This window comes from Bosea sp. AS-1 (assembly GCF_002220095.1).
Lineage (GTDB): Bacteria > Pseudomonadota > Alphaproteobacteria > Rhizobiales > Beijerinckiaceae > Allobosea.
Genome location: NZ_CP022372.1, coordinates 775,634 through 800,897, shown reverse-complemented (window position 1 = coordinate 800,897; position 25,264 = coordinate 775,634). Strand labels below are relative to the sequence as shown.

General features: G+C 67.2%; 22 protein-coding genes. 7 read left to right on the top strand and 15 right to left on the bottom strand.

What is annotated here, in order from left to right:
- Window positions 1-28: 28 nt before the first annotated feature.
- Window positions 29-646: a DnaJ domain-containing protein gene (locus CE453_RS05450; RefSeq protein WP_089173659.1), complete on the bottom strand. Its 618-nt coding sequence runs from the start codon at window positions 644-646 to the stop codon at window positions 29-31.
- A gap of 97 nt (window positions 647-743) precedes the next feature.
- Here CE453_RS05450 and CE453_RS05445 point away from each other — a divergent pair, with 97 nt between their 5' ends.
- A complete protein-coding gene (locus tag CE453_RS05445; protein ID WP_089173658.1) occupies window positions 744-1,016 on the top strand; it encodes a BolA family protein in 273 nt (90 codons plus the stop codon).
- 54 nt (window positions 1,017-1,070) lie between these two features.
- On the opposite strand, the gene CE453_RS05440 is transcribed toward CE453_RS05445, so the two are convergent.
- The 3 genes from CE453_RS05440 to CE453_RS05430 all read right to left on the bottom strand — a co-directional run bounded on the left by CE453_RS05440 (window position 1,071) and on the right by CE453_RS05430 (window position 4,585).
- A complete protein-coding gene (locus CE453_RS05440) occupies window positions 1,071-2,282 on the bottom strand; it encodes an MFS transporter (protein WP_089173657.1) in 1,212 nt (403 codons plus the stop codon).
- A 91-nt stretch (window positions 2,283-2,373) separates the two neighbouring features.
- Window positions 2,374-3,543: an acetyl-CoA acetyltransferase gene (locus tag CE453_RS05435; RefSeq protein ID WP_089173656.1), complete on the bottom strand. Its 1,170-nt coding sequence runs from the start codon at window positions 3,541-3,543 to the stop codon at window positions 2,374-2,376.
- A 136-nt stretch (window positions 3,544-3,679) separates the two neighbouring features.
- Window positions 3,680-4,585 (bottom strand): DMT family transporter, encoded by a 906-nt coding sequence (locus CE453_RS05430; protein WP_089173655.1) that lies wholly within the window; start codon window positions 4,583-4,585, stop codon window positions 3,680-3,682.
- Window positions 4,586-4,803: 218 nt separating this feature from the next.
- Here CE453_RS05430 and CE453_RS05425 point away from each other — a divergent pair, with 218 nt between their 5' ends.
- The 3 genes from CE453_RS05425 to CE453_RS05415 are packed head-to-tail and all read left to right on the top strand — an operon-like array spanning window position 4,804 to window position 8,378.
- Entirely contained in the window at window positions 4,804-6,339 is a 1,536-nt protein-coding gene (locus tag CE453_RS05425; protein ID WP_089173654.1) for a D-alanyl-D-alanine carboxypeptidase family protein, read from the top strand.
- Window positions 6,340-6,359: 20 nt separating this feature from the next.
- The gene (locus tag CE453_RS05420) at window positions 6,360-7,256 is read left to right on the top strand and encodes a DMT family transporter (protein ID WP_089173653.1); all 897 of its coding nucleotides are present in this window, start codon (window positions 6,360-6,362) and stop codon (window positions 7,254-7,256) included.
- A 15-nt stretch (window positions 7,257-7,271) separates the two neighbouring features.
- Complete coding sequence (locus tag CE453_RS05415; protein ID WP_089173652.1) at window positions 7,272-8,378, top strand: CobW family GTP-binding protein; 1,107 nt, start codon at window positions 7,272-7,274, stop codon at window positions 8,376-8,378.
- 9 nt (window positions 8,379-8,387) lie between these two features.
- Here the strand turns inward: CE453_RS05415 and CE453_RS05410 are convergent, their stop codons facing one another.
- From CE453_RS05410 to CE453_RS05400, 3 genes are all read right to left on the bottom strand, one after another.
- Window positions 8,388-10,001 (bottom strand): AMP-binding protein, encoded by a 1,614-nt coding sequence (locus CE453_RS05410; RefSeq protein WP_472840992.1) that lies wholly within the window; start codon window positions 9,999-10,001, stop codon window positions 8,388-8,390.
- 103 nt (window positions 10,002-10,104) lie between these two features.
- Window positions 10,105-11,028, bottom strand: a complete 924-nt coding sequence (locus CE453_RS05405; RefSeq protein ID WP_248307962.1) for an ABC transporter substrate-binding protein — start codon at window positions 11,026-11,028, stop codon at window positions 10,105-10,107.
- A 259-nt stretch (window positions 11,029-11,287) separates the two neighbouring features.
- Window positions 11,288-11,746, bottom strand: coding sequence for an Lrp/AsnC ligand binding domain-containing protein (locus CE453_RS05400; RefSeq protein WP_089173651.1), 459 nt, complete (start codon window positions 11,744-11,746; stop codon window positions 11,288-11,290).
- Between the two features lie 125 nt (window positions 11,747-11,871).
- Here CE453_RS05400 and putA point away from each other — a divergent pair, with 125 nt between their 5' ends.
- Window positions 11,872-14,961: a bifunctional proline dehydrogenase/L-glutamate gamma-semialdehyde dehydrogenase PutA gene (gene putA, locus CE453_RS05395; RefSeq protein ID WP_089173650.1), complete on the top strand. Its 3,090-nt coding sequence runs from the start codon at window positions 11,872-11,874 to the stop codon at window positions 14,959-14,961.
- A gap of 63 nt (window positions 14,962-15,024) precedes the next feature.
- On the opposite strand, the gene CE453_RS05390 is transcribed toward putA, so the two are convergent.
- On the bottom strand, window positions 15,025-16,125 hold the full coding sequence (locus CE453_RS05390) for an NADH:flavin oxidoreductase/NADH oxidase (protein WP_089177722.1): 1,101 nt from the start codon (window positions 16,123-16,125) through the stop codon (window positions 15,025-15,027).
- A 90-nt stretch (window positions 16,126-16,215) separates the two neighbouring features.
- Here CE453_RS05390 and CE453_RS05385 point away from each other — a divergent pair, with 90 nt between their 5' ends.
- Complete coding sequence (locus tag CE453_RS05385) at window positions 16,216-16,521, top strand: ArsR/SmtB family transcription factor (protein ID WP_089173649.1); 306 nt, start codon at window positions 16,216-16,218, stop codon at window positions 16,519-16,521.
- 87 nt (window positions 16,522-16,608) lie between these two features.
- Window positions 16,609-17,106, top strand: a complete 498-nt coding sequence (locus tag CE453_RS05380; protein ID WP_089173648.1) for an RNA pyrophosphohydrolase — start codon at window positions 16,609-16,611, stop codon at window positions 17,104-17,106.
- Window positions 17,107-17,190: 84 nt separating this feature from the next.
- On the opposite strand, the gene CE453_RS05375 is transcribed toward CE453_RS05380, so the two are convergent.
- From CE453_RS05375 to CE453_RS05345, 7 genes are all read right to left on the bottom strand, one after another.
- Complete coding sequence (locus CE453_RS05375) at window positions 17,191-17,604, bottom strand: F0F1 ATP synthase subunit epsilon (RefSeq protein ID WP_089173647.1); 414 nt, start codon at window positions 17,602-17,604, stop codon at window positions 17,191-17,193.
- 24 nt (window positions 17,605-17,628) lie between these two features.
- Window positions 17,629-18,081, bottom strand: coding sequence for a hypothetical protein (locus CE453_RS05370; RefSeq protein ID WP_089173646.1), 453 nt, complete (start codon window positions 18,079-18,081; stop codon window positions 17,629-17,631).
- A gap of 114 nt (window positions 18,082-18,195) precedes the next feature.
- Window positions 18,196-19,683, bottom strand: coding sequence for a F0F1 ATP synthase subunit beta (gene atpD, locus CE453_RS05365; protein WP_089173645.1), 1,488 nt, complete (start codon window positions 19,681-19,683; stop codon window positions 18,196-18,198).
- A gap of 78 nt (window positions 19,684-19,761) precedes the next feature.
- A complete protein-coding gene (locus tag CE453_RS05360; RefSeq protein WP_089173644.1) occupies window positions 19,762-20,631 on the bottom strand; it encodes a F0F1 ATP synthase subunit gamma in 870 nt (289 codons plus the stop codon).
- A gap of 104 nt (window positions 20,632-20,735) precedes the next feature.
- A complete protein-coding gene (gene atpA / locus CE453_RS05355; protein ID WP_089173643.1) occupies window positions 20,736-22,268 on the bottom strand; it encodes a F0F1 ATP synthase subunit alpha in 1,533 nt (510 codons plus the stop codon).
- Window positions 22,268-22,837, bottom strand: a complete 570-nt coding sequence (locus tag CE453_RS05350) for a F0F1 ATP synthase subunit delta (protein WP_089173642.1) — start codon at window positions 22,835-22,837, stop codon at window positions 22,268-22,270. Before CE453_RS05350 ends, atpA begins: the two co-directional genes overlap by 1 nt.
- Before the next feature lie 218 nt (window positions 22,838-23,055).
- Entirely contained in the window at window positions 23,056-25,257 is a 2,202-nt protein-coding gene (locus CE453_RS05345; RefSeq protein WP_248307961.1) for a primosomal protein N', read from the bottom strand.
- Between the last annotated feature and the right edge of the window lie 7 nt (window positions 25,258-25,264).

The following is a 25,264-nucleotide window of genomic DNA, read 5'->3' as shown; positions in this document are numbered from 1 at the left end:
GCCCAGCGGGCGAAGTCCGCCCGGCCGGTCAGACCATACCGACGCTCTTGAGCTGCTGATAGGCCTTCAGGATTTCCTGAAGCGTGCCTTCGCGCGAGCGGTCCCCGCCATTGGCGTCCGGATGGAGCCGCTTCACCAACTCCTTGTAGCGGGCCTTGATCGCAGCGGAATCGGCGCTGTCGTCGAGCCCGAGCGTCTCGAGCGCCTTCATCGCCAGCACGCCGACGCGCGGCTCCTGCCGGGCCGCCTGCTGCGCCCGGCGGGCGCCGAACAGGTTGAAGGCATCGCTGAGGTCCGGCCCTGCCCCGCCATTGGCGACACGCCCCTTCTGGGCCATGCGCGCGGCCTTGGAATTCACGCCGAGCTTCCAGGTCGGCCGATGGCCGATCTCCTCCTGCTTCTGGTAGGCGGCGAGCGCGGCATCGTCCATGCCGGCGAAGTAATTGTAGGTCGCGTTGTAGGCCTTCACATGCTCCATACAGAAGCGGAAGAACTGGCCCTCGCGCCCGCGCCCCTTGGGCGCACGGAACTCGCCCCCGCGCGCGCAGCCCGGATGGTCGCAGCGCGGCGCATCATTGTCGACGACCGCTTCCGCCTCGGAAGGGCCGATCCTGATGCTGTCGAAAAGGCGCGAGTTGATGTTCATCGTCGAATGGTTATGAGACGCAGAAGGCGGACCGGCAAGTGCAACGCAACATGCACGCGCCGGACCGTCAGGAGATCATGGCAACGGTGGCACGATCATGACCACAATGGCTGACAGGATCACGCACAAGCTCGATGCGGCCTTCGCGCCACAGAGCCTGCAGGTAATCGATGAATCGCACCAGCATCACGGCCATGGGGGCTGGCGCGAAGGCGGGGAGACTCACTTCAGGGTCAATATCGTGTCGGAAGCCTTCCTGGGCAAGAGCCGCCTGGAGCGCCACCGCCTGGTCAATGCGGCGCTGGCCGAGGAGCTGGCGGAACGCGTCCACGCACTGGCCATCGCCGCCAAGGCGCCGGGCGAGGGTTGAGCCCCGCTGGAGCGATATGCTCCGCCGGCAAGCCCACCTGGCCCGGAGCCCGGGCTATCTGGCTGCAGGCGGGGCCGCCTTCGGCTCTGCCGGCGAGATCATGTAGACGGCGAGGGCCGCGGCGAGCACGACGCCCATGAACACGAAAAGCCAGCCGAAGGTCACCGGCGCATCGTAGCCGTGACGGCCGAGAGTGTTCACGAGGCGCCCCGACAGCCATTGCATCACGCCGGCCCCACCCATGAAGACGAAATTCATGAAGGTCACGCCGCGGCCGATCTCCTGAGGCGACATGAAGGCGCGCGCATGCGCCATCACGACGGCATAAGTGACGCCGAACAGACCGATGACGAGGAACAGGCCGACCGCGAGGCGGGATGAGCCCGTTCCCCAGAGCGCCAGAGCGAAGAAGGCCGCGGCCACCGCCACGGCGCAGGCAACGACGGTGGGTTTGGCGCCGATCCGCCGATACAGCGGCAACACCAGCAGCGCCCCCAGCCCGATGGCGCCGCCCATGGCCATCGCCGCATAGCTCGTCGCGGCGAGATCGAAGCCGTGCACCGTCTGAAGATAGGGCGCGATCCACAGGCCGCGCATCGAGATCGTGACGCCGTAGCTCACGAAGGTGAAAGGAAAGATCAGCCAGAGCGACCGCTTCGTCATCATCTGCCAGATCCCGCTCAGGAGCGAGGCGTGCCGTTGCGTGGAAGAGCCGAGCAGCGGCGGCGGGTCCTTCAGCAGGAGTGTCACGAGCACCGCCGTCAGCGCCACGATTCCGGCAAGGCCGAAGACGGTGGCACGCCAGCCATAGGCCGCCAGGAAATAGGCGAGCGGGGCGCCGCTCAGCGGGTCGCCGATCGAGCCGAAACCGATCAGGAGCGACGACATCGTCGCGAAATGCCGGGGCGAATAGAGCCGGGCGGCGAGATAGAAACCGGCCATCAGGATCGGCGCGCATCCGATGCCGATCAAGGCCAGCGCCGTCAGGGCCATTGCATAGCTTTGCGACAGGCCGAAGATGACGGTTCCCGCAACGGCGACCAGGAGGAAGCCGGCCAGCGTCCGCCGCGGGCCGATCCGGTCGAGCGCATAGCCGACCGGAAATTGCGAGAGCGCGAAGGCGATCAGCCAGGCGGCCTGCAAGCTGCCAAGCTGCCCCTGGTCGAGCCCGAGGTCCCGCGTAAGATCCCCGGAAACGACCGCCAGGAAGGCGCGGAAGAACTGGCTCAGCGTGTAGGCAAGCAGCAGGACGGCGAAGCTCGTCACGAAGGGTCGCTTTCGCTTAGCGGCCCGCGCTCCGGCAAAGGCCCTGTCGGCAAGTCCACGTCCCGGGCTTCACCGCCCGGGACGTCTGCTTTCACTTGATGCGTTCGAGCACGGAAACGTAGTTCGCGACGGCAGCACCGCCCATGTTGAAGATGCCGCCGAGACGCGGCTCGCTGAGCTGCATGCCTTCCGGCGCCTCGCCGGCAAGCTGCATGGCCGAGAGCACATGCATCGAGACGCCGGTGGCGCCGATCGGATGGCCCTTGGCCTTCAGGCCGCCCGAGACGTTCACCGGCAGCTTGCCGTCCTTCTGCGTCCAGCCTTCCTTGATGGCGCGGGCGCCCTCGCCTTCCTTGGTCAGGCCCATCGCCTCGTATTCGATCAGCTCGGCAATGGTGAAGCAGTCATGCGTCTCGACGAAAGAGAGATCGCCGAGCGTCACGCCGGCATCGGCCAGCGCCTTCTGCCAGGCGAGCGCGCCGCCCTCGAACTTCAGGATGTCGCGCTTGGACATCGGCAGGAAGTCCTGGACATGGGCCATGCCGCGGAAACCGACCGCGCGGCGCATCTGCAGTGCGGTTTCCTCGTCGGCGAGCACGATGGCGGCGGCGCCGTCCGAGACCAGCGAGCAGTCGGTCCGCTTCAGCGGCCCGGCGACATAGGGGTTCTTCTCGCTCTCCTCGCGGCAAAAGGCGTAGCCGAGATCCTTACGCATCTGCGCATAGGGGTTCTCGACGCCGTTCTTGTGATTCTTGGCCGCGATCATCGCGAGCGCATCGGACTGGTCGCCATGGCGCTGGAAATAGGCGGCGGCGATCTTGCCGAAGACGCCGGCAAATCCGCCCTGGGTCTCGCCGTCCTCTGGCAGATAGGAGGCCTTGAGCAGGTTCTTGCCGATCTCGGCGCCCGGCGTCTTGGTCATCTGCTCGACGCCGACGACGAGCACGACCTTGGCGGCACCCGCCTTGATCGCACGCACGCCCTGATGCACCGCGGCCGAGCCGGTGGCGCAGGCATTCTCGACACGGGTGGTCGGCTTGAAGCGCAGAGCCGGGTCGGCCTGCAGCACCAGCGAGGCGGTGAAATCCTGCGCCGAGAAGCCGGCGTTGTAGTGGCCGAGCACGATCTCGTCGACCTGATCGGCGGTGATGCCGGCATCGACCAGCGCGTCGGTCGCGACGCGGACGATCAGGCTTTCGACGGTCTCGGCATCCTGCTTGCCGAACGGTGTATGGGCCCAGCCGACGATCGCAGCGCTCATGGCGAAATCTCCCTTACTGTGCAGCTACACGTTATCTTGGCAGCGCTGGCCGATCCCGCAAGCCGGTATCCGCGCATGATCGGCGTGCGCGGATCGGCTGACGGTCTTCCGCTCCAGCACTATCCGCCCCGCGGCCTCATCGCAACGAGATCGAAAGCAGCAATCCGACGCCCCCGACGATCATCGCCATGCCGAGAAGCTCGCGGCGGCTCGTGCCCTCCGAGAACAGCTTGCGCGAGGCGATCTGGGCCAGCGGCACCTCGATCAGGCCGAGCGTGCGGACATTGGCGGCGCTGGTTAACGAGAAGCCGATGAACCAGAACTGCGAGGCAGCCGCGCCGAGGAAACCAGCCGAGAGCGAGCGGCGCCAGCTCTTCAGGCTGAGGATCAGCGCCGGCCGGTCCGCGACCAGCATGTAGCCCACCAGGAGCACCGTCTGCAGGCCGAGGCCGAGCACGAGGATGGTCGAGGCGCGAATCAGGAAGCTGCCTTCCGGCAAGGCCTGGATACCGCCGCGAAAGCCGACCGCCGACAAGGCGAAGAAGGCGCCCGAGACGATGCCGAGCACGGCCGGGCGCATGCCGGCGCGGGTCAGCTTCTCGCCGGGCTTCCACGAGATGACGATGACGCCGGCGGTCGCGATGGCGATGGCGATGAATTTCCACAGGGTCAGCGCATCGCCCAGCAACGCCGCACCGAACAGCGCCACCTGCACGGGCTCGGTCTTGGTATAGGCGGTCGTCACGGCGAAGGAGCGCTCGCGCATCGCCGCCAGCATCAGTGCTGTCGCGGCGATCTGCGTCAGCGCGCCCCAGACCGTATAGCCGAGCGAGGCGGCCCCGATCGCCGGCGGCAGCGTCTGCAGGCCGAGACAGGCGGCGGTGAGGAAGATGATCGCGAAGGGCAACCCGAACAGGAAGCGCACCTGCGTCGCGCCGACGACGCCGATCACGTCGGTCAGCGAGCGTTGCGCCAGGTTGCGTGCCGTCTGCAGCAGCGAGGCGAGAATCGTCGCGGGAATCCAGAGAAAGCCGATAGGCACGCCGATAAGCCTCGGGAAAGAAGAATGCGCTATCGCTTCTGGACCGGCGCGGGCAGCTAGGCAAATCGCTGCGCTGGGGGTAGGTATGCGTGCAGGTATGAATTCTTGGGCGGGGATTTGCGCCCGTCGTCTCGAAAATGCCGCATGCGTGGCGTTGAACCCAGCGCCGTCGCCCTGCCAAGCTTCGTTTCAAGACCAGACAGGTTCAAGACCCGCCGATGATCGCATCCCGCCTCGCCGTCACCCTTGCCCTTGGCCTCGTATCCACGGCGCCCGCTCTGGCCGGAGCGAGCCTCGTCATCGATGCCTCCAGCGGCGAGGTGCTGTCCGCCGAGAACGCCACGCAGGCCTGGCGCCCGGCCTCCACGGCCAAGATGATGACGATCTACCTGGCGCTGAAGGCGGTGCGCGAAGGGCGCATCGGGCTCGAGACGGCCATTCCCGCCTCGAAGCTCGCCGCCAGCCAGCCGCGCGTGAAGGTCTACATCAAGCCCGGCCAGGAGGTGACGCTCGACAACGCCCTCAGGATCATGATGGTCAAGTCGGCCAACGACATCGCCTATGTCGTGGCGGAGGGCGTCGGCGGCGACGTGCCGACCTTTGTCGGGATGATGAACGCCGAGGCCCAGCGGCTCGGCATGGGCGATACGCGTTTCATGAACCCGAATGGCTGGGACAATCCTGATCAGCAGGTCAGCGCCCGCGACCTCGCCGTGCTCGCCATGGCGTTGATGCGTGATTTCCCGGAATATTCCGACTACTGGAACACCTCCGCCGTCCAGCTCGGCAAGCAGGTCATTCACAACACCAACGGCCTCGTCGGGCGTTATTCCGGCATCGGCGGCATGAAGACCGGCTTCACCTGTGCCTCCGGCTTCAACGTCGTGGCGACGGCGAACCGCAACGGACGCACCCTGATCGCGGTCGTGCTCGGCTCGCTCTCGGGCACGGAGCGCACGGTCAAGGCTGCGCAACTCCTCGACGAGGGCTTCAGCCGCTGGGGCGGTATGGGAACGAATGTCGCCTCGCTGCCCGCGAGCGGCACGCGCGCCCCGAACATCTGCGACGATGTCCGTCACCGCGGCGGCGGTGTCGCGCTGGCGGATGACGCCGATTCCAACGGGCCGATCGCCGGCAGCGCGCCACTCAGCGGCAACGAGCCCGATGGCGGCCGCTTCGCCACCTTCGCGACCCAGTCCGCCGGCCCTGTCGCAACGCGGTCTCCGCGCGGCCGCGTCGTACTCGGGCCGCGGGCCCAGACGGTGCCGGTACAGGTCTCCTTCGGCCGCACCCCTGGTTCGGCCTCGGCGCCGCTTGCAGCCAACGTCACGGCACAGCCTGCCTCCCGCGTCGCCCGCGGCACGCCGACCATCGAGCCGGGCGCACCCGTCGCTGCCGGCCTCGTCGGCGGCAACGCTCCGCGCACCGCTTCGAACAACGGCGCGATCCCGCGCGGCACCAATGCCTTCGCCCCGGCCGGGGCACCGGTCCAGCCTTCCAGCGATGCCTTCGAATCCGGGCCGCTGCGCCTGCAGGGCGCCATTCAGGCAGGCAGCAAGGCGACGGCGGCGAGCCTGCGCCCCGGCTCCGCGGCTGGCATCAAGCCGTCGACCCGAGCAGCCAAACCGGCCGCCAAGGCCCAGCCTGCCAAGGCGAAAGCCTTGAAGATTCCTCCGGTGAAGCCGAAGCCTTCCGAGGCCGCAGCGAAACCCAAGCCCATGGCGAAAGCCAAGGCCAAGGGCGGCGACGCCTGAAATACGGTCGGGGGGCCTGATTGACACCGGGGCGGACGAGCGAAGGCCAGGGCCTGTTTCTCGCCTTCGCGTCGGCGGCGGCCTTCGGCACCAACATCGTCAGTGCACAGATCGCGGGGGCCGTCGGACTCGGTGGCCCTCTGTTGGTCTTCTACCGCGTCCTCATCATGCTCGTGCTCGTGGGTGCCGTCGCGCTGCTCGCCCGCGCCTCGCTTGCCCTGCTTCGCCACCAGCGCCTCCCGGTGCTGCTGTTCGGCGTGGCGACCGCACTGGTCGGTACAGCCTATCTCTCGTCGGTTTCCTTCGTCCCGGTCTCGGTCGCGGCCGTGATCTTCTACACCTACCCCGTACTCATCGTCCTGGCCGAGCCGCTGCTGACGCCCGCCCCCTTCCGGGTCGACAGGCTCGCCGTGGCGCTCGTCGCCTTCATCGGGATCGCGCTGGTGGTGGGGCCGGACCTGCATGGACTCGATCCCCGAGGGCTGGTACTCGCCGGGCTTGCCAGCCTCGCTGCGGCAGCTCAGTTTTTCGCCGCCGCCCACTGCGCCACGATCGCGACCATGCCGAAGCTGTTCTGGTCGCATGTCGTAATCCTGCCGGTGACGCTCGCCATCGTCGCACTGACTGGCAGCTTCCAGCCACCGCATGCGTTCCTGCTCGCGCCCATCGCGGTCGCCGTCACCTATGGCGGCTATCTGGTGGGCTTCGTCCTGCAGATCCTGGCGCTGGCCCGGATCGCACCCGGCCCGGCGGGGTTGGCCTTCTGCGCCGAACCGATTTTCGCCGTGGCCATCGCAGCCGTCGTCCTCGGCGAAAGGCTGGGGGCGCTGCAATATGCCGGTGGTGCCCTTGTCATCGCGGCCCTGGTCGCTAATGTAATATTAGAACAAACGCGGCGGCGTCCTATGCCCGCCTGAGGCCTGTGAAACGCGATGACCGGCGATCCCGCCCGCCCTGCCCCCGTTCCCCTGACGCTGCTCACGGGCTTCCTCGGCGCCGGCAAGACGACCCTGCTGAACCGTCTGCTGAAGGATCCGGCGCTGGCCGACACCGTGGTGCTCGTCAACGAGTTCGGCGAGGTCGGACTCGATCATCTGATGGTCGAGGGCGTCGAGGAAAACATGATCCTCCTCGAATCTGGCTGCCTGTGCTGCACCATCCGCGACGATCTCATCGTCACGCTGGAGGATCTGCTGCGCCGCCGCGACAACGGCCGCCTCAAGGCGTTCTCGCGGCTCGTCATCGAGACGACCGGCCTCGCCGATCCGGCGCCGATCCTCAACGTCCTGATCAACCATCCCTATCTTGCCATGCGCTTCCGGCTCGACGGCGTGGTCACACTGGTCGATGCGGTCAACGGCATGGCGACGCTCGATGCCCACGAAGAGGCGCGCCGGCAGGTCGTCGCCGCTGATCGGCTCGTCCTGACCAAGACCGATATCGCCCCACCGGAAAGCACCGCGACGCTGCGTGCACGCCTGTTGGCGCTCAATCCCGGCATCGAGATCCTGCTGCCCGATGCACCGGCCTCGATGCTGTTGGGCGCCGGCCTCTACGATCTGGCCAAGCGGCCCGACGCGCTGCGGCACTGGCTGGCGGAGGATACGCTGCCCGGCGACCACCATCACGACCACGATCATCATGGTCATCATCATGACCATGAGCACCATCACGGCCAAGACCCGCACGACGTCAACCGTCACGACGCCTCGATCCGCGCCTTCGCGCTGACGGCCGAACAGCCCGTCGCCCAGCAGACTTTCGACCTGTTCTGGACGCTGCTGCGTTCGATCCACGGCCCGCGCCTGCTGCGGCTCAAGGGCCTCGTCCAGCTCACCGACCAGCCGGAACGGCCCCTGCTGGTCCATGCCGTGCAGCAGATCCTGCATCCACCGATCCGCCTCGACGCCTGGCCGGATGGCGACCGGCGCTCCCGCCTCGTCCTGATCGTGAAGGACATCGAGGAGGAGACGGTGCAGCGTCTCTGGTCCGCCTTCCTCGGCCAGCAGGCCCGCGAAGGTGCGGCCCAGCCGGCCTGAGCGTGCGGTTCAGGCCTCCGCGCGCAGCAGGCGGCGGATGATCTTGCCGGTGGTGGTCAGGGGCAGTTCGTCGCGGAATGCGATCTCGCGCGGATATTCATGTGCCGAGAGCCGCGCCCGGACGAAGTTCTGCAATTCCGACACCAACGCCGGGGAACCGGCCTGGCCCGGCTTCAGCACCACGAAGGCCTTGACGATCTCCGTGCGCAGCGCATCGGGCTTGCCCACCGCGGCCGCAAGGGCAACGGCCGGGTGCCGCAACAGGCAATCCTCGATCTCGCCCGGTCCGATGCGATAGCCGGAGGAGGTGATAACGTCATCGTCGCGGCCGATGAAGCGGACATAGCCATCCTCGTCCTGCACGCCCTCGTCGCCGGTCGTCATCCAGTCGCCGATGAACTTCGCCTCCGTGGCGGCCGGATTGTTCCAGTAGCCGAGGAACATCACCGGGTCGGGCCGCCGCACCGCGATCTGCCCTTCCTCCCCGGCAGCGCACACCGAACCGTCCGGCCGGATGATCGCCACCTCATGGCCGGGCACCGCCTTGCCGATCGCGCCGGGTCGACTCACGCCGATCGCAGCGCTTGACGCCAGGACGAGGTTGCACTCGGTCTGGCCATAGGCCTCGTTGATGGTGAGGCCGAGCGCCTCGCGTCCCCATTCCAGCGTCTCGGCACCGAGCGCCTCGCCGGCCGCGGCGACCGTCCTGAGCTTGAGATCGAAGCGCCCGCGGGGGCTGCCCGCGCCACGCAGCATCCTGAGCGCCGTCGGCGGCACGAAGGCGTTGCGGATGCCGAGATCCTGCATCAGCCGATGGGCCTCGTCCGGCTCGAAACGCGTCACCGGCCGCGCCACCACCGCGACGCCGAAATGCAGCGCCGGCAGCAGCATGTTGAGCAGCCCGCCGGCCCAGGCCCAGTCGGCCGGCGTCCAGGCGAGATCGCCCGGCTGCGGCATGAATTCATGCGGCATCTGCACACCCGGGAGATGACCGGGCAACACGCGGTGGCCATGCAGAGCGCCCTTCGGGTTGCCGGTGGTGCCGGAGGTGTAGATCATCAGCGCCGGATCGTCCGGCGTCGTGGCCACCGGCACGAACTCAGGGCTCGCCTCGGCCAGCAGCGCCTCCCAATCCTGCGCCTCGCCGTCGCGGCCGTCGGAGGAGATCACCAGCGTGAGGTCCGGCAAGGGCTGGCCGATCTGGCGCAGCTTCGCCAGACCGGCAGCATTGGTGACGACGACCTTCGCTCCGGAATCCACCAGCCGATAGGCCAGGGCGTCGACACCGAACAGAGCCGCCAGCGGCACCGCGATGGCGCCAAGCTTGTAGGCGGCGAGATGAGCCGCGAGCACGGCCCGGCCCTGCGGCAAGAGGATCGCGACCCGGTCGCCGCGCGCGATGCCGCGGGCGCGCAGGGCGTTGGCGAGCCGGTTGGAGTGCTCGCGGAACCAGCCGAAGCCGACGGGCGCAACCTGCCAGTCGCTCGATACCTCGATGATCGCCGGTCGCTCCGGCTCGGCCATCGCCCAGCGGTCGCAGACATCGACGGCGATGTTGTAGCGCTCGGGGATGTGCCAGCGGAAGGAGGTCCGAAGACGGGCGTAGTCAGTCAGGTCGGGCAGATGCAATGAACCGGGATCCGGTGGAAAAAGGCGCCGCACGATAGGCACCTCGTCCCCCGCTGTCACCACCGGATCGGACAGCCCGGATTGCGCCGGGTGCCTGTCAGAACAGCCGGTCTTCCTTGGCCGGCAGATAGGCGTCGGTAAAGGTTTCTCTGGCGCGAGCCTTGTCCTTGAGGGGTTGCGCCAGGGCGAGCTGGTCGATCGCCTGTGCCCAGCGGGCCGGTTCGATCCCACCGAGCCCCTGCTGCTTGACGTAAGGCGTCAGCACGTTCTGCTCCAGCGACATCATGAGCCGTTCCCGTTCGACGTCCGGCTGCGCGTTCTCGGCCCGCTTGACGACCAGTTGCACACCGGCTTCGGGATTGGCCGCCACGTCGCGGATACCGCGCAGGATCGCCCGCAACAGGCCGCGCACGGCGCCGGGCTCCTTGGCTGCGAACTTCTGCGAGACCATGACGGCATTGCCGTAGAGCTGCAGGCCGTGATCGGCCATCGCCATCACCACGATGTCGTCCGCCGGCACGCCGCGCGCCTTCAGGCTGGGCAAGGAGGATGAGCCGAAGCCGAAGAAGCCGTCGACCTCGCCCGAGGCGAGCATCGGCTCCCTGACCGGGAAGCCGATGTTCTCGAGCTTCACCTTGCCCTCGTCGATCTGGTTGAGCTTGCTGAAGACGGGCCATTGCGCGAACGCGCTATCCCCCGCCGGCGCGCCGAGTTTCCGGCCTTCGAGGCTCGCTGGCACGGGCGCGATGCCCCGGCTGCGGCGGCCGATGACGGCGAAAGCCGGCCGGTCGTGAACCATCATCACGGCCTTCGGATCCTGGCCGGGATTGGCGTCCCGAAACCGGATCAGCGCGTTGACGTCGGCAAAAGCGGCATCGAACTCCCCGGAACCCAGCTGGGTGACGGACTGGCGCGCGCCGCTCACCGTCTCGAAGACGACATCCAACCCCTCGGCACCAAAATAGCCCTTCTCCTGGGCAACCAGGAACGGGGCCAGCGGTCCCTCTACGCGCCAATCCATCAGCAGGCGGATCGGAACCCCGGCCGAAGCTCTCCCGACCATAGCGCCGGAGGCAGCTATAGCCGCACCTGCCATGAAAGCGCGGCGGGAAAGCGGAGAGGGTACGCGACGCGAAAGGACCGGCATCTGAACCTCGGAAACTCCCCCTCGGGACGCCGGCAGGAACTCTCCCACCGGCCATGGGCCGCATATCGGAGCATCCTGACATCACAACACGTTGAAATCACGTCAACATCGCCACAATTTTTCCGATATGTCGTCAGAGTGGCAGGGCGCCGTCGGTCTTGACCTCCTCCATCACGGCATAGGTGCGGGTTTCGCGGACCGCCGGCAGGGCGAGCAGCACCTCGCCGAGGAAGCGACGATAGGCGTTCATGTCGGCCACGCGCGTCTTCACCAGATAGTCGAAACCGCCGGCGACCATATGGCATTCGAGCACCTCCGGCGCCCGTTTCACCGCCGATGCGAAGCGCTCGAACGCGTCCGGCGTCGTCTTGTCGAGATAGACCTCGACGAAAACGAGGAGATGCAGCCCGAGCTTCACCGGGTCGAGCGTGGCGCGATAGCCGGTGATGTAGCCGTCGCGTGAAAGCCGCTTCAGCCGCTCGCCCGTCGCCGTCGGGGAAAGGCCGACCTTCTCCGCCAGCTCGACACCGGCGATCCGGCCATCGGCCTGCAGAAGCGAGAGGATACGGCGATCCGTCCGATCGAGCATGATGAATCTCTAAGAAATGATCATTTTACCAAATTTTATAAGGACAAACCCCCTTGAATGCCAATTGATATGTTGCCGATCTGCGATCATCCTTCAGATATCCCCGCCCGCTCGCTCGGAGCTCGTTTATGGCAGCCCCCACCATTCCGCCCTTCCGCGCGCCTTATGCCGAGGATGACGGTGCCATCGCCGGTCGCCTGCTCGCCGGCGCCCGGCGAGATCCCGCCGCCAAGGCCCGGATCGACGCCCGCGCCACCGGGCTGATCGAGGCGATCCGCACCCGCAAGGTCGGCCTGGGCGGCATCGAGGAGTTGCTGCGCGAATACTCGCTCTCGACCAAGGAGGGCCTCGCGCTGATGGTCCTGGCGGAGGCGCTGCTGCGCGTGCCCGACGCCGTCACCGCCGACCGGCTGATCGAGGACAAGCTCGGCCAGGGCGATTTCGCCAATCACGAGTCGAAGTCGGACGCTTTCCTGGTCTCGGCCTCGGCCTGGGCGCTCGGCATCACCGCCCGCGTCATTCAGCCGGGCGAGACGCCGGCCGGCATCGTCGGAGGCCTGGCCAAGCGCCTCGGCCTGCCTGCCGTGCGCACCGCGACGCGCCAGGCGATGCGCGTGATGGGCAATCATTTCGTGCTCGGCCAGACCATCGAGGAGGCGCTGAAGCGCGCCCGCACCGGCACCGGCAAGCTCTATCGCTACTCCTTCGACATGCTCGGCGAAGGCGCGCGCACGCAGGCCGACGCCGACCGCTATTTCGCCTCCTACACAGCCGCGATCGACGCCATCGGTCGCTCTGCCGGCAACGACCGCCTGCCCAACCGCCCCGGCATCTCGGTCAAGCTTTCGGCGCTGCATCCGCGCTACGAGGCGACGAGCCATGAGCGCGTGATCTCGGAGCTGGTCCCGAAGGTCATCGCGCTCGCCCGGCAGGCCAAGAGCTACGATCTCAACTTCACGATCGACGCCGAGGAGGCCGATCGTCTGGAATTGTCGCTCGACGTCATCGACGCGGTCTTTGCCGATCCCTCGCTCGATGGCTGGGACGGTTTCGGCCTCGCCATCCAGGCCTATCAGAAGCGCGCCGCGGCTGTGATCGGCCATATCGGCCGGCTGGCGGAGGTGCACAACCGCCGCATGATGGTGCGGCTGGTCAAGGGCGCTTATTGGGACACCGAGCTGAAGCGCGCCCAGGAACGCGGCCTGCCCGATTATCCGGTCTTCACCCGCAAGGCGATGACCGACCTGAACTACGAGGCCTGCGCCGCGCAGCTCCTGAAGCTGAGGCCCCGCATCATCCCGCAATTCGCCACCCATAACGCGTTCACCGTCGCGACCGTGGCCGAGATGGCGGAGAACGCCGAGGGCTTCGAGTTCCAGCGCCTGCACGGCATGGGCGAGGCACTCTACGAAAAGCTGCTGCGCGAGAACGGCGGCTATGCCTGCCGCACCTATGCGCCGGTCGGCGGCCACCAGGACCTGCTCGCCTATCTCGTCAGGCGCCTGCTCGAGAATGGCGCCAACTCCTCCTTCGTCAGCGCCTCCGGCGATCCTGACGTGCCGGTCTCGCAGCTCCTGCTCGCGCCGGCCGACATCATCGGCTCGGCCAGCGCCGCGCGCCATCGCCGCATCCCGCTTCCGGCCGATCTCTACGGCCCATCGCGGAAGAACTCGGCCGGCACCGAGCTCGGCCACGAGGAAAGCCTCGACGGTCTGCTGAAAGAGATCGCGGCCGCCGGCAGCTTCCCGGATGCGGCGCCGATCATCGATGGCAAGCCCCAGCCCGGCATCTCCCGCGACGTGCGCTCCCCGATCGACAACAAGCCGCTCGGCAAGGTGATCGAGGCTGACGCGGCCACGGCCGAGCGCGCCATGGCCGCCGCGATAAAGGGTTTCCGCGCCTGGAGCGAGACGCCCGCCCGCGTCCGCGCCGCGGCTCTGCGCAAGGCCGCCGACATCATGGAAGCCCGCCGCGGCCTGCTGATCGCCCTGCTGCAGGGCGAGGCCGGCAAGACCATCGACGACGCCATCTCGGAGGTGCGTGAGGCCGTCGATTTCTGCCGCTACTACGCCGCCCAGGCCGAGGAGCATTTCGCCACGCCGCTCGCCCTGCCGGGCCCCACGGGCGAGGAAAACCGGCTGATCCTGCGCGGTCGCGGCGCCTTCGTCTGCATTGCGCCCTGGAACTTCCCGCTCGCGATCTTCGCCGGGCAGGTAGTGGCCGCGCTCGTCGCCGGCAACAGCGTCGTCGCCAAGCCGGCCCCACAGACGCCGCTGATTGCCGCCGTGACCATCAGGATCCTGCACGAGGCCGGCGTACCGGTCTCGGCTCTGCATCTCGTCACGGGCGGAACCGAGGCCGGCGCAGCTCTGGTCGCTCACAGGCAAGTCGCCGGCGTCGCCTTCACCGGCTCGACCGCGACCGCGCGCGGAATCAACCGGGTGCTGGCCGCCAAGGACGGTCCGATCGTGCCGCTGATCGCCGAGACCGGTGGCCTCAACGCCATGATCGTCGACGCCACCGCCCTGCCCGAGCAGGTCAGCGACGATGTCGTGATGTCGGCCTTCCGCTCAGCCGGGCAGCGCTGCTCGGCGCTGCGCCTGCTGGTCGTGCAGGACGACGTCGCCGACAAGATGATCGAGATGATCGAAGGCGCCACCAAGGAGCTCAAGCTCGGCGACCCGCGCCTGCTCGACACCCATATCGGCCCGGTCATCGATGCCGCCGCCAGGCAGCGCCTCGACGCCCATGTCGCCGCCATGCGCCAGCAAGGCCGCATCACCTGGGCCGGGCAAGTACCCGAGCTCGGGGGCACCTTCGTCGCGCCGCATATCGTGAAGCTCGACCGGGTAGGCGACCTCACCGCCGAGCATTTCGGTCCGATCCTGCATGTCGTGCGCTGGAAGGCGGGCGAGCTCGACAAGGTCATCGATGCCATCGACGCCACCGGCTACGGCCTGACGCTCGGCGTCCACTCCCGCATCGAGGCGACGGTGGAGCGTGTCGCGCAGCGGCTCTCGACCGGCAATGTCTACGTCAACCGCAACATCATCGGCGCGGTGGTCGGCGTGCAGCCCTTCGGCGGCCATGGCCTGTCGGGCACCGGTCCGAAGGCCGGCGGCCCGCATTATCTGATGCGCTTCGCCACCGAGCAGACGGTGACCATCAACACCGCCGCCGCCGGCGGCAATGCCAGCCTGATCGCGATGGGCGAGTAAGGTAAAAAAAAGAGGGGCCTTGCGGCCCCTCTTTTTAAGGCCGCGCTACAGGCACGAAGGTCCTCACGCAGCGCGGTAGCGCGCCAGCCAGTGGGCGTAGGGCGCCGGCAGGGTCTTCCAGGCGGGATTCTCGACGCCGAGCGCCTGCGCCGCCGCATAGGGCCAGTGCGGGTCGGCCAGCAGCGGCCGGCCCAGCGTGACGAGATCGACCTTGCCTTCGCGCAACAGCGCGTCGGCCTGCTCCGGCTTGCTGATGTACCAGCTCGTCGAGGCCGGTAACCCGCTCTCTCGGCGCACCCGCTCGGCGACCGGCGCCAGGAAAGCCGGCCCCCACGGAATCTTGGCTTCATTGGTCGAGAAGCCGACGCTGACATCGATGAAGTCGAGTCCCTCGGCCTTGAACCGCTTCACCAGCTCGATCGCCTCGGTCAGCGTCTCCTCGTCCTGGCCATCATACTCGATGACGCCGAGACGGGCCGAGAGAGGCCGATTCTCCGGCCAGACCTTGCGCACGGCGGCCAGCGTCTCGATCAGGAAGCGGCTGCGGTTCTCGAAGCTGCCGCCATAGGCATCCTCGCGCCGGTTGGCGTGGCGCGACAGGAAGCTCTGCGCCAGATAGCCATGGGCGAAATGCAGCTTCAGCCATTCGATGCCGATATCGCGGGCGCGCTCGGCCGCCGCGACGAAATCGGCGCGGACCCGCGCGATGTCGGCCGTGGTCATCGCACGCGGCACGCGCGAGAGGCCGCCGCCCTGCGCGACCGCCGACGGCGCGATCGTCTCCCAGCCACGCGGATCGCCGACCGGGATATGATCGTCGCCTTCCCAGGGGCGATTGGCGCTGGCCTTGCGCCCGGCATGACCGATCTGGATGCCGGTGACCGCCCCGGCCTTGCGCATCTCGGCGACGATCGGCGCCAGCGCCTCGGCTTGCGCGTCGTTCCAAAGACCGAGGCAGCCGGGCGTGATCCGTCCCTCCGGCGAGACGCCGGTCGCCTCGATCACGACGAGGCCGGAACCGCCCCGCGCCAGCCCGGCGAAATGCGCGCGATGCCATTCATTCGCGAGGCCGTCCTCGGCGGAGTACTGGCACATCGGAGAGGCAACGATGCGATTGCGAAGGGTGACGTCTTTCAGGCTAAAAGGGTCGAACAGACCAGGCATTCTGAGCTCCATTTCGGAAAGTTTGATAATTCCATAGTTCGATATTTTTCGAATTTTGGCAATATCAAAACCCTGTGATAAGCTTCCGCCATGCGACACGCCCGCCTGCCCGCCCTGGAAGAAATAGCGCTCGAGGATGTCTTTCACGCTCTGAGCGATCCGTTCCGGCTGGGTGTCGTCCGCCAGCTCGCGACCGAGGGCGAGGCGAGCTGCCAGGCGCTGGAAGGCGACCGGCCGAAATCCAGCGTCTCCCATCATTTCCGCGTCCTGCGCGAAGCGGGGCTGATCCGCACTCGCAACGAGGGCGCGACGCGGATGAATGCGCTACGCCGCGAGGATATCGAAGGCCGTTTTCCCGGCCTCCTCGCCTGCGTGCTGTCCAGACAGGACGGTTGAGGCCCCTGCGTCGGCTACCAAGCGAGCCGTCGTAAGGCTGGCCCGCAGACTATTTCGCAGTACAGGGCAGCCATCTATGCTCTGCCGATGAGTCTCCCCTATCGTCCCAATGTCGGCATCGCCCTGTTCAACGCGGATGGCCACGTCTTCGCGGGCCGCTCGCATAGCGCAGGACCGGAAGTCGTCCCGCCCGGCTTCGACTGGCAGATGCCGCAGGGTGGCATCGATTCGGACGAGGACATCGTCACGGCCGCCCGGCGCGAGCTCGCGGAGGAGACGGGCATCACTCAGGCCGAGCTGCTGGCGGTCACGGAGGAGTGGTGGAGCTACGACTTCCCGCCCTATGACGGCCCGCCGCACAAGCTCTCCGCCTTCCGCGGCCAACGCCAGCGTTGGGTCGCCTTCCGCTTCTCTGGCGAAGAACGCGAGATCGACATCGGCAAGCCCAATGGCGACGAACCGCCCGAATTCAGCGAATGGCGCTGGCGGCCGCTCGCCGAGATGCCGGAGCTGATCGCGCCTTTCAAGCGGCCGGTCTATGAACAGGTTGTGCGAGCCTTTGCGGCCTTCGCCGGGCGGAGCTGAGCACGACGGCGCCGCCTCGCACCATCAACCCACGAAAAAGGGCCGCTCGCGCGGCCCTTTCGGATTCGGTAACGGAAGAACGCCTCAGGCGGCCTTGCGCTGCTCGAAGACGTGCTTGAATTCGCGCAGCTGCACCAGCATCTCGCTCAGGCGCTTCTTTTCCTCGTCGCTGTGAGCGCCCGTCAGCCGGGTTTCGGCGGTCAGGATCTCGGCGTCGAGAACGGCGGTATCGACGTCCTCGAGGAAACGGCCCTGCTCGGCCAGGATCGTCGTCGTTTCCTGGTTGACCTCGACGAGGCCGCCATTGACGAAGAATTCCTTGCCGTTCTGATCGGTCGTCTGGACGAAGACGATGCCCGTCTTGAGCGTCGCGACCAGAGGCGCATGGCCTGCGAGCACGGTCATCTCACCTTCGACCGAGGGGACGATGACGCTGATGACGTCGCCCGAGAACAGGATGCGCTCCGGCGAGACGAGTTCGAACTTGAAGGTGGCCATGGGCGTGATCTCAGCCAGTCTGGGTTAGAATTGCGGAACGGCCTGCCGGGCAGCTTGCGCCACCTCAGGCGGGCAGCCTGGTATCTTGTCGAGGCGGGGCCATTGCTCAGGATACATCCGCGCAATGCGAGCGCCCAGCCTCAAGACGAAGAACGCCGTGGTACCGACCTTGCCGCTCCCCGTTGCGACACTCACGCGTCCATCCACCTGCGGATGGTTGAGCGAGCGCTGGTGCATCATGATCGCCCTGACGAGCGGATCATCGTCGCGGCCCGTGCAGCTGCCGCTCAACGGCACCTCCCGATAGACCGCCTTCCGGTCCGGCGGTGTCTCGGCCTGCTCAGCGGCCAGCCTGTAGTACCACTGGATATAGAGGACGTCGGCCCGCAGGTTGTTCTGGCCTCCCTTGCCAACCGAACAGTCGACATTCCACTGGAAATCGAAGTGGCCTCCGTCGGCATGCAGATACGCCTTCATCGTCCTTCCCCCTTCCGTGGTGTCGTCCCTCGTGCGCTATAGGATCGCCTCTCCCGCTTTTCGTCAGTCAAGTGAATGACCGCGGAGCTTGCGCTCCGCGGCAATAGGTCTGGCTCAGGCAGCCTCGGCGGCCAGGCGCTGCGCCTTCTCGACGGCTTCCTCGATCGAGCCGACCATGTAGAAGGCCGCTTCCGGCAGGTGGTCGTACTTGCCCTCGACCAGGCCCTTGAAGCCCTTGATCGTGTCCTCGAGCGAGACGAGCTTGCCGGGCGAGCCGGTGAAGACTTCCGCCACGTGGAAGGGCTGCGACAGGAAGCGCTCGATCTTGCGGGCGCGGGCGACCGTCATCTTGTCGTCTTCCGAGAGCTCGTCCATGCCCAGGATCGCGATGATGTCCTGCAGCGCCTTGTAGCGCTGGAGCACCTGCTGGACCTGACGGGCGACGCCGTAATGCTCCTCGCCGACGATGTCGGCCGAGAGCATGCGCGAGGTCGAGTCGAGCGGGTCGACCGCCGGATAGATGCCCTTTTCCGCGATCGAGCGCGACAGCACGGTCGTGGCGTCGAGGTGGGCGAAGGAGGTCGCCGGCGCCGGGTCGGTCAGGTCGTCCGCCGGCACGTAGATCGCCTGCACCGAGGTGATCGAGCCCTTGGTCGTGGTGGTGATGCGCTCCTGCAGGTTGCCCATGTCGGTGGCGAGCGTCGGCTGATAGCCCACCGCCGAAGGAATGCGGCCGAGCAGCGCCGACACTTCCGAACCCGCCTGCGTGAAGCGGAAGATGTTGTCGACGAAGAACAGCACGTCCTGGCCCTGGTCGCGGAAGTTCTCGGCGACGGTCAGGCCCGAGAGGGCGACGCGCATGCGGGCGCCCGGGGGCTCGTTCATCTGGCCGTACACCAGGGCGCACTTGGAGCCAGCGGTCGAACCGTTGTTCTCCTTTGGATCCTTGTTGACGTTCGACTCGATCATCTCGTGATAGAGGTCGTTGCCTTCACGGGTGCGCTCGCCGACGCCGGCGAACACCGAGTAGCCGCCGTGGGCCTTCGCGACGTTGTTGATCAGCTCCATGATCAGCACGGTCTTGCCGACGCCGGCGCCGCCGAACAGGCCGATCTTGCCGCCCTTGGCGTAGGGAGCCAGCAGGTCGACGACCTTGATGCCGGTGACGAGGATCTGCGCCTCGGTCGACTGCTCCGAATAGGCCGGGGCCGGCTGGTGGATGCCGCGGGTGGCGGTGGTCAGGATCGGGCCGGCTTCGTCGACCGGCTCGCCGATGACGTTCATGATTCGGCCAAGCGTCTCCTCGCCGACCGGAACCGCGATCGGGGCGCCGGTGTCGGTCACGGACTGGCCGCGAACCAGACCTTCGGTCGAGTCCATCGCGATGGTGCGAACCGTGTTCTCGCCGAGGTGCTGGGCGACTTCGAGCACCAGGCGGTTGCCGAGGTTCTCGGTCTCGAGGGCGTTCAGGATCTCCGGCAGCTCGCCGTCGAACTGCACGTCGACGACCGCGCCGATGACCTGGGCGACCCGGCCGGTACCGGTGTTGGCGGGCTTCTCGGCGGTCTTCGTCTTGGTGGTCTTGGTAGCGGCTTTGGCCATGGCGGAACCTCGGGACTAGCGCATTCGGATGTTGCGGCAGCCGGCGGAGAGCGCCCGCCGGCCGTATAGATCAGGCGGTTAAAGCGCTTCCGCGCCGGAGATGATCTCGATCAGTTCCTTCGTGATCATCGCCTGGCGCGAGCGGTTGTAGAGCGTGGTCTGCTTCTTGATCATCTCGCCGGCATTGCGCGTGGCGGAGTCCATCGCGGACATGCGCGCGCCCTGCTCGGACGCGGCGTTCTCGAGCAGCCCGCGCAGCACCTGAACGGTCAGGTTGCGCGGCAGCAGCGTCTCGAGGATCTCGCCCTCTTCCGGCTCGTAATCGTAGACGGCGTCCGTCTGCTTGGTCCCTTCCGGGATCTCGGCCGGGATGATGCGCTGCGCCGTCGGGATCTGGGCGATGACCGACCTGAACTTAGAGAAGAACAGCGTCGCGACATCGAACTCGCCATTGTTGAAGCGGGTCAGGACGTTCTGGGCGATCGCCTCGGCGTTGACGAAGCCGACCTGCTTGAACTCGCGCAGGTCGATGAACTCGATGATCTCGTTGGCGAACTGCCGACGCAGGATATCGTAGCCCTTCTTGCCGACGCAGATGATCTTGACGGTCTTGCCCTCGGCCTTCAACGCATTCGCCTTGTCGCGGGCAAGCCGCGAGATCGACGAGTTGAAGGCGCCGCACAGGCCGCGCTCGGCGGTCAGCACCAGCAGCAGATGTACCTTGTCCGAGCCCGTGCCGGCGATCAGCCGCGGCGCGCTCGACCCGGTCACACCGGAAGCGAGGTTGGCCAGCACCGTCTCCATGCGCTCGGCATAGGGGCGCGCGGCCTCGGCGGCCGACTGCGCGCGCCGCAGCTTGGCAGCCGCGACCATCTGCATGGCCTTGGTGATCTTCTGCGTCGCCTTCACCGAGGCGATGCGGTTGCGTAGGTCCTTAAGGGACGGCATCCGATCTTGATCCCCTACTCGTCAGCCACGGCGGGCGCGGCAACGAAGCAATCCAGAGAAGCAGCGCGGCAGAGCCCTGGGCTCGGCCGCGCCGGTCGTAATGATCAGGCGAAGGACTTCGCGAAGCCCGTGACGATGTCCTTGAGCTTGGCGGCGTTGGCGTCCGACAGGTCCTTGGACGAGCCGATCTCGTTCAGCAGATCGGCATGCTTCGAGCGGACCAGCGCCAGCAGGCCGTCCTCGAAGGCGCGAACCTTGTTGACCGGCAGCGCGTCGAGATAGCCGTTCACGCCGGCATAGATCACGACGACCTGCTCTTCCATCTTCAGCGGCGAGAACTGCGGCTGCTTCAGCAGCTCGGTCAGGCGGGCGCCGCGGTTGAGCAGACGCTGCGTGACCGCATCGAGGTCCGAACCGAACTGGGCGAAGGCGGCCATCTCGCGATACTGGGCGAGCTCGCCCTTGATCTTGCCGGCGACCTTCTTGGTGGCCTTGGTCTGCGCCGACGAACCGACGCGCGACACCGAGAGACCGACGTTCACGGCCGGGCGGATGCCCTGGTAGAACAGGTCCGTCTCAAGGAAGATCTGACCGTCGGTGATCGAGATCACGTTGGTCGGGATGTAGGCGGACACGTCGTTCGCCTGCGTCTCGATGACCGGCAGCGCCGTCAGCGAGCCGAGGCCGGCGGCCTCGCCCATCTTCGCCGCGCGCTCGAGCAGGCGGGAGTGGAGATAGAACACGTCGCCCGGATAGGCTTCGCGACCCGGCGGGCGGCGCAGCAGCAGCGACATCTGGCGGTAGGCGACGGCCTGCTTCGACAGGTCGTCATAGATGATCACGGCGTGCATGCCGTTATCGCGGAAATACTCGCCCATGGAGCAGCCGGCGAAGGGCGCCAGGAACTGCATCGGAGCAGCGTCCGAAGCGGTGGCCGCGACGACGATCGAGTACTCCAGCGCGCCGCGCTCCTCGAGCACCTTCACGAGCTGCGCGACGGTCGAGCGCTTCTGGCCGACGGCGACATAGACACAGTAGAGCTTCTGGCTCTCCGGAGCGCCTTCGACGTTCAGCGGCTTCTGGTTCAGGATGGTGTCGAGCGCCACGGCGGTCTTGCCGGTCTGGCGGTCGCCGATGATGAGCTCGCGCTGGCCGCGGCCGATCGGGATCAGGGCGTCGATCGCCTTGAGGCCGGTCGCCATCGGCTCGTGCACCGACTTGCGCGGAATGATGCCAGGCGCCTTGACGTCGACGCGGCGACGCTCCTTGGCCTTGATCGGGCCCTTGCCGTCGATCGGGTTGCCGAGCGCGTCCACGACGCGGCCGAGCAGTTCCTTGCCGACGGGAACGTCGACGATGGCGCCGGTGCGCTTGACGGTCTGGCCTTCCTTGATGTCGCGGTCGGAACCGAAGATGACGACGCCGACATTGTCGCTCTCGAGGTTGAGCGCCATGCCGCGCACACCGGTCTCGAACTCGACCATCTCGCCGGCCTGGACCTTGTCGAGGCCGTAGACGCGGGCGATGCCGTCACCGACGGAGAGAACCTGGCCGACTTCGGTGACCGAAGCTTCCGACCCAAAATTCGAGATCTGGGCCTTCAGGATGGCGGAGATTTCAGCGGGGCGGATGTCCATCAGCCGACCTCTTTCATGGCAAGACGAATTGAATTGAGCTTGGTTTTCAGCGAGGCGTCGACCATGCGGGAGCCCATCTTGACGACGAGCCCGCCGATCAGCGCCGGATCGACCTTGATCGAAACGTCGACATCCTTGCCGGCGACGCCCTTCAGCGCCGCACGGATCTCGTCGACGCGCTTGGCCGTGGGCTGCTCGGCGACCGTCACCTCGGCGGAGACAATGCCCTTGGCCTCGGCGACCAGACGCTTGTAGCCGGCGATCATGCCCGGCAGCGCGAAGAGACGGCGCTTGCTGGCGACGAGGCCGATGAAATTGGCGGCGATGCCGGTGATGCCGGCCTTCTCGAGCACGGCCCTGACCGCGGCGACCTGCTCCTCGGCGGTGAAGGCCGGGCTCTCGATCAGGCGGCGGAGGTCTTCGCTTTCGGCGAGCAGACCGTTGAAGGTATCCAGAGCGGCCGCGACGGCGTCGACGGCACCGTTCTCCTCAGCCAGCTCGAACAGCGCGGTGGCATAGCGCTGAGCTACGCCCGACACCAATGTCCCCTGCGATCCGCCTTCAGCCACGCTTCCCGTCTCTCGTTTCAAGGAACCGCACCGGCGACCTTCAGAACGAAGGTGGAGTGCAGGGTTCCGACGCTGCGAGTATCATAGGCGCGAAGCCGGCAAGACGACTTCGCGACCGAAATGTGGCGGTGCACTAGCATGCGGTTCCGGGCCACGCAATCGCTGATTGGCCTTGATAAGCGGCCATTTTGCCACGGCTTTCAGCAATTCAAAGGAATCTAGAGAAAGCTCTGCGGATCGACGTCCACCGCGACCCTGACCGAACCCTTGGTCTTGGGGCCGCGCTTCAGCCAGCCGCGCAGGTAATCCTGCAGATTGACCTCGCGCGCCGTCCTGACGATCAAACGCATGCGATGGCGCCCGCGGAGCACAGCCAGGGGCGCTTCTGCAGGCCCCAGCACGGCGATTCCGTCACCGGCCTCGGCACAGCGAGCCAGTGCCCGCGCGTGGCTTTCGGCCTCGGCCTGGCTGTTCGCCGAGACGATCAGCGCGGCCAGACGCCCGAAGGGCGGCAGCCCTGCGGCCTCCCGCGAGGCCTCCTCTGCGGCATAAAACCGCTCCGGGTCTCCCGAAACCAGCGCCTTCAGAACCGGATGCTCCGGGTCATGCGTCTGAAGCAGGGCGCGGCCGGGTTTCTCGCCCCGCCCCGCGCGTCCGGTGACCTGTCGGAGCGCCTGGAACGTCCGTTCGGCCGCTCGCGGATCGCCCGAGGTCAGGCCGAGATCGGCGTCGACGACGCCGACCAGCGTCATGCCGGGGAAATTATGCCCCTTGGCGACGAGCTGCGTGCCGATGACGATGTCGAACTCGCCTTCGGCCACCGCCATCAGCTCCTGCTTCAGGCGCTCGGTCCCTCCTGGGAAGTCGCTGGACAATACGATGGAGCGCGCCTGTGGAAAAAGTGTCGCGACCTCTTCGGCCAGCCGTTCGACGCCCGGTCCGCAGGCGATCAGGCTCTCAGGCTGATGGCAGGCCGGGCATTCATGCGGGCGGCGCTCGACATGTCCGCAATGATGGCAGACCAGCGCGCGCCGAAAGCGATGATCGACCAGCCAGGCCGTGCAGTTCGGGCACTGGAAGCGGTGGCCGCAATCGCGGCAGAGCGTCAGCGGTGCGTAGCCGCGCCGGTTGAGGAAAAGCAGCGACTGCTCCTTGGCCTCGATATTGGCTTCGATCGCCTTGACCAGCGCGCCCGAGAGCCAGCGCCCCCGCTCCGGCTTGTCGCGGCGCAGGTCGACCAGGCCGAGCTTCGGCAATTCGCGTCCGCCGAAGCGCTCCGGCAGCTTGAGATGGACGTAGCGGCCGCGCTCGGCATTGACGCGGGTTTCGAGCGAAGGCGTCGCCGAGGCGAGCACGACCGGGGCGTTCTCGATGCGTCCCCGGACCACCGCCATGTCGCGGGCATGGTAGGAAACGCCATCCTCCTGCTTGTAGGCGGATTCGTGCTCCTCATCGACGACAATGAGGCCCAGATCCTTGTAGGGCAGGAACAGCGCCGAGCGGGCGCCGGCCACAACCTTCGCCTCGCCGCTGGCGATCGCCGCCTGCAGGCGCTCGCGCTTGCGGCCTGTCACGGCCGAGTGCCACAGGCCCGGCCTGACTCCGAAACGGGCCTCGAACCGATCGATGAACTGCGCCGTCAGCGCGATCTCCGGCATCAGGATGAGGCTCTGGCGCCCAAGCCGGATCGCCTCCGCCACTGCCTCGAAATAGACCTCGGTCTTGCCCGAGCCCGTGACGCCTTCGAGCAGCGAGACGCCGAACGCCTTCGCCTGCACCGATGCCACCAGCGCCTGGGCCACCTCGGCCTGCCCCTCCGACAATTCCGGCACCGCATGGTCGGGGTCGGGCAGCGCGGCGACTGCCTCGCGCGGCAGCGGCTCGACGGAGAAGGTGCCGGCATCGACGAGGGAATCGATCACAGCCGTGCTGACGGACGCAGCATCGGCCAGCGCCGATTTGGCGATCAGCAGGCCACCTTCGGCCGCGGCGATGGCCCTGGCCCGCGCGGGTGTCACCCGGGCGGGCGGCGCGCCGACGAGCCGGACGCCGAGCTTCGGCCGTTCGGGCGTATCGTCCGGCTGGCGGCGTAGCGCCAGGGCCAGCACCGAGCCCTTGGCGGCCAGCGTGTACCAGGCGACCCAGTCGACGAGCTTGCGCAGTGCCGGATCGAGCGGCGGCATGTCGCATTTGCCGGTGACCTTCTTGAGGTTACCGCCGCGCCCGGACCCGATAGCCCATACCACGCCGACGGTCTCGCGCGGCCCAAGCGGCACCTGCACGACATCGCCGGGCGCAAGCACAACTCCCGGCGGCACGGCATAGCTATAGGCCTGGTCGAGCCCGAGCGGGATCAGCACGTCGACCGTGCCGCCTTCGATCATGTCCGCCGTCTCGTCCATCGTGCCAGTGTCTAGCATCGATTCG

Excerpts from the sequence above, each read along its gene's own strand:
- CE453_RS05360 (WP_089173644.1), bottom strand. The coding sequence starts at position 20,631 with ATGCCGTCCCTTAAGGACCTACGCAACCGCATCGCCTCGGTGAAGGCG.
- CE453_RS05385 (WP_089173649.1), top strand. The coding sequence starts at position 16,216 with ATGCGACACGCCCGCCTGCCCGCCCTGGAAGAAATAGCGCTCGAGGAT.
- putA (WP_089173650.1), top strand. The coding sequence starts at position 11,872 with ATGGCAGCCCCCACCATTCCGCCCTTCCGCGCGCCTTATGCCGAGGAT.
- CE453_RS05415 (WP_089173652.1), top strand. The coding sequence starts at position 7,272 with ATGACCGGCGATCCCGCCCGCCCTGCCCCCGTTCCCCTGACGCTGCTC.
- CE453_RS05390 (WP_089177722.1), bottom strand. The coding sequence starts at position 16,125 with ATGCCTGGTCTGTTCGACCCTTTTAGCCTGAAAGACGTCACCCTTCGC.
- atpD (WP_089173645.1), bottom strand. The coding sequence starts at position 19,683 with ATGGCCAAAGCCGCTACCAAGACCACCAAGACGAAGACCGCCGAGAAG.
- CE453_RS05345 (WP_248307961.1), bottom strand. The coding sequence starts at position 25,257 with ATGCTAGACACTGGCACGATGGACGAGACGGCGGACATGATCGAAGGC.
- CE453_RS05405 (WP_248307962.1), bottom strand. The coding sequence starts at position 11,028 with ATGGATTGGCGCGTAGAGGGACCGCTGGCCCCGTTCCTGGTTGCCCAG.
- CE453_RS05425 (WP_089173654.1), top strand. The coding sequence starts at position 4,804 with ATGATCGCATCCCGCCTCGCCGTCACCCTTGCCCTTGGCCTCGTATCC.
- CE453_RS05450 (WP_089173659.1), bottom strand. The coding sequence starts at position 646 with ATGAACATCAACTCGCGCCTTTTCGACAGCATCAGGATCGGCCCTTCC.
- CE453_RS05370 (WP_089173646.1), bottom strand. The coding sequence starts at position 18,081 with ATGAAGGCGTATCTGCATGCCGACGGAGGCCACTTCGATTTCCAGTGG.
- CE453_RS05445 (WP_089173658.1), top strand. The coding sequence starts at position 744 with ATGACCACAATGGCTGACAGGATCACGCACAAGCTCGATGCGGCCTTC.
- CE453_RS05380 (WP_089173648.1), top strand. The coding sequence starts at position 16,609 with ATGAGTCTCCCCTATCGTCCCAATGTCGGCATCGCCCTGTTCAACGCG.
- CE453_RS05375 (WP_089173647.1), bottom strand. The coding sequence starts at position 17,604 with ATGGCCACCTTCAAGTTCGAACTCGTCTCGCCGGAGCGCATCCTGTTC.
- atpA (WP_089173643.1), bottom strand. The coding sequence starts at position 22,268 with ATGGACATCCGCCCCGCTGAAATCTCCGCCATCCTGAAGGCCCAGATC.
- CE453_RS05435 (WP_089173656.1), bottom strand. The coding sequence starts at position 3,543 with ATGAGCGCTGCGATCGTCGGCTGGGCCCATACACCGTTCGGCAAGCAG.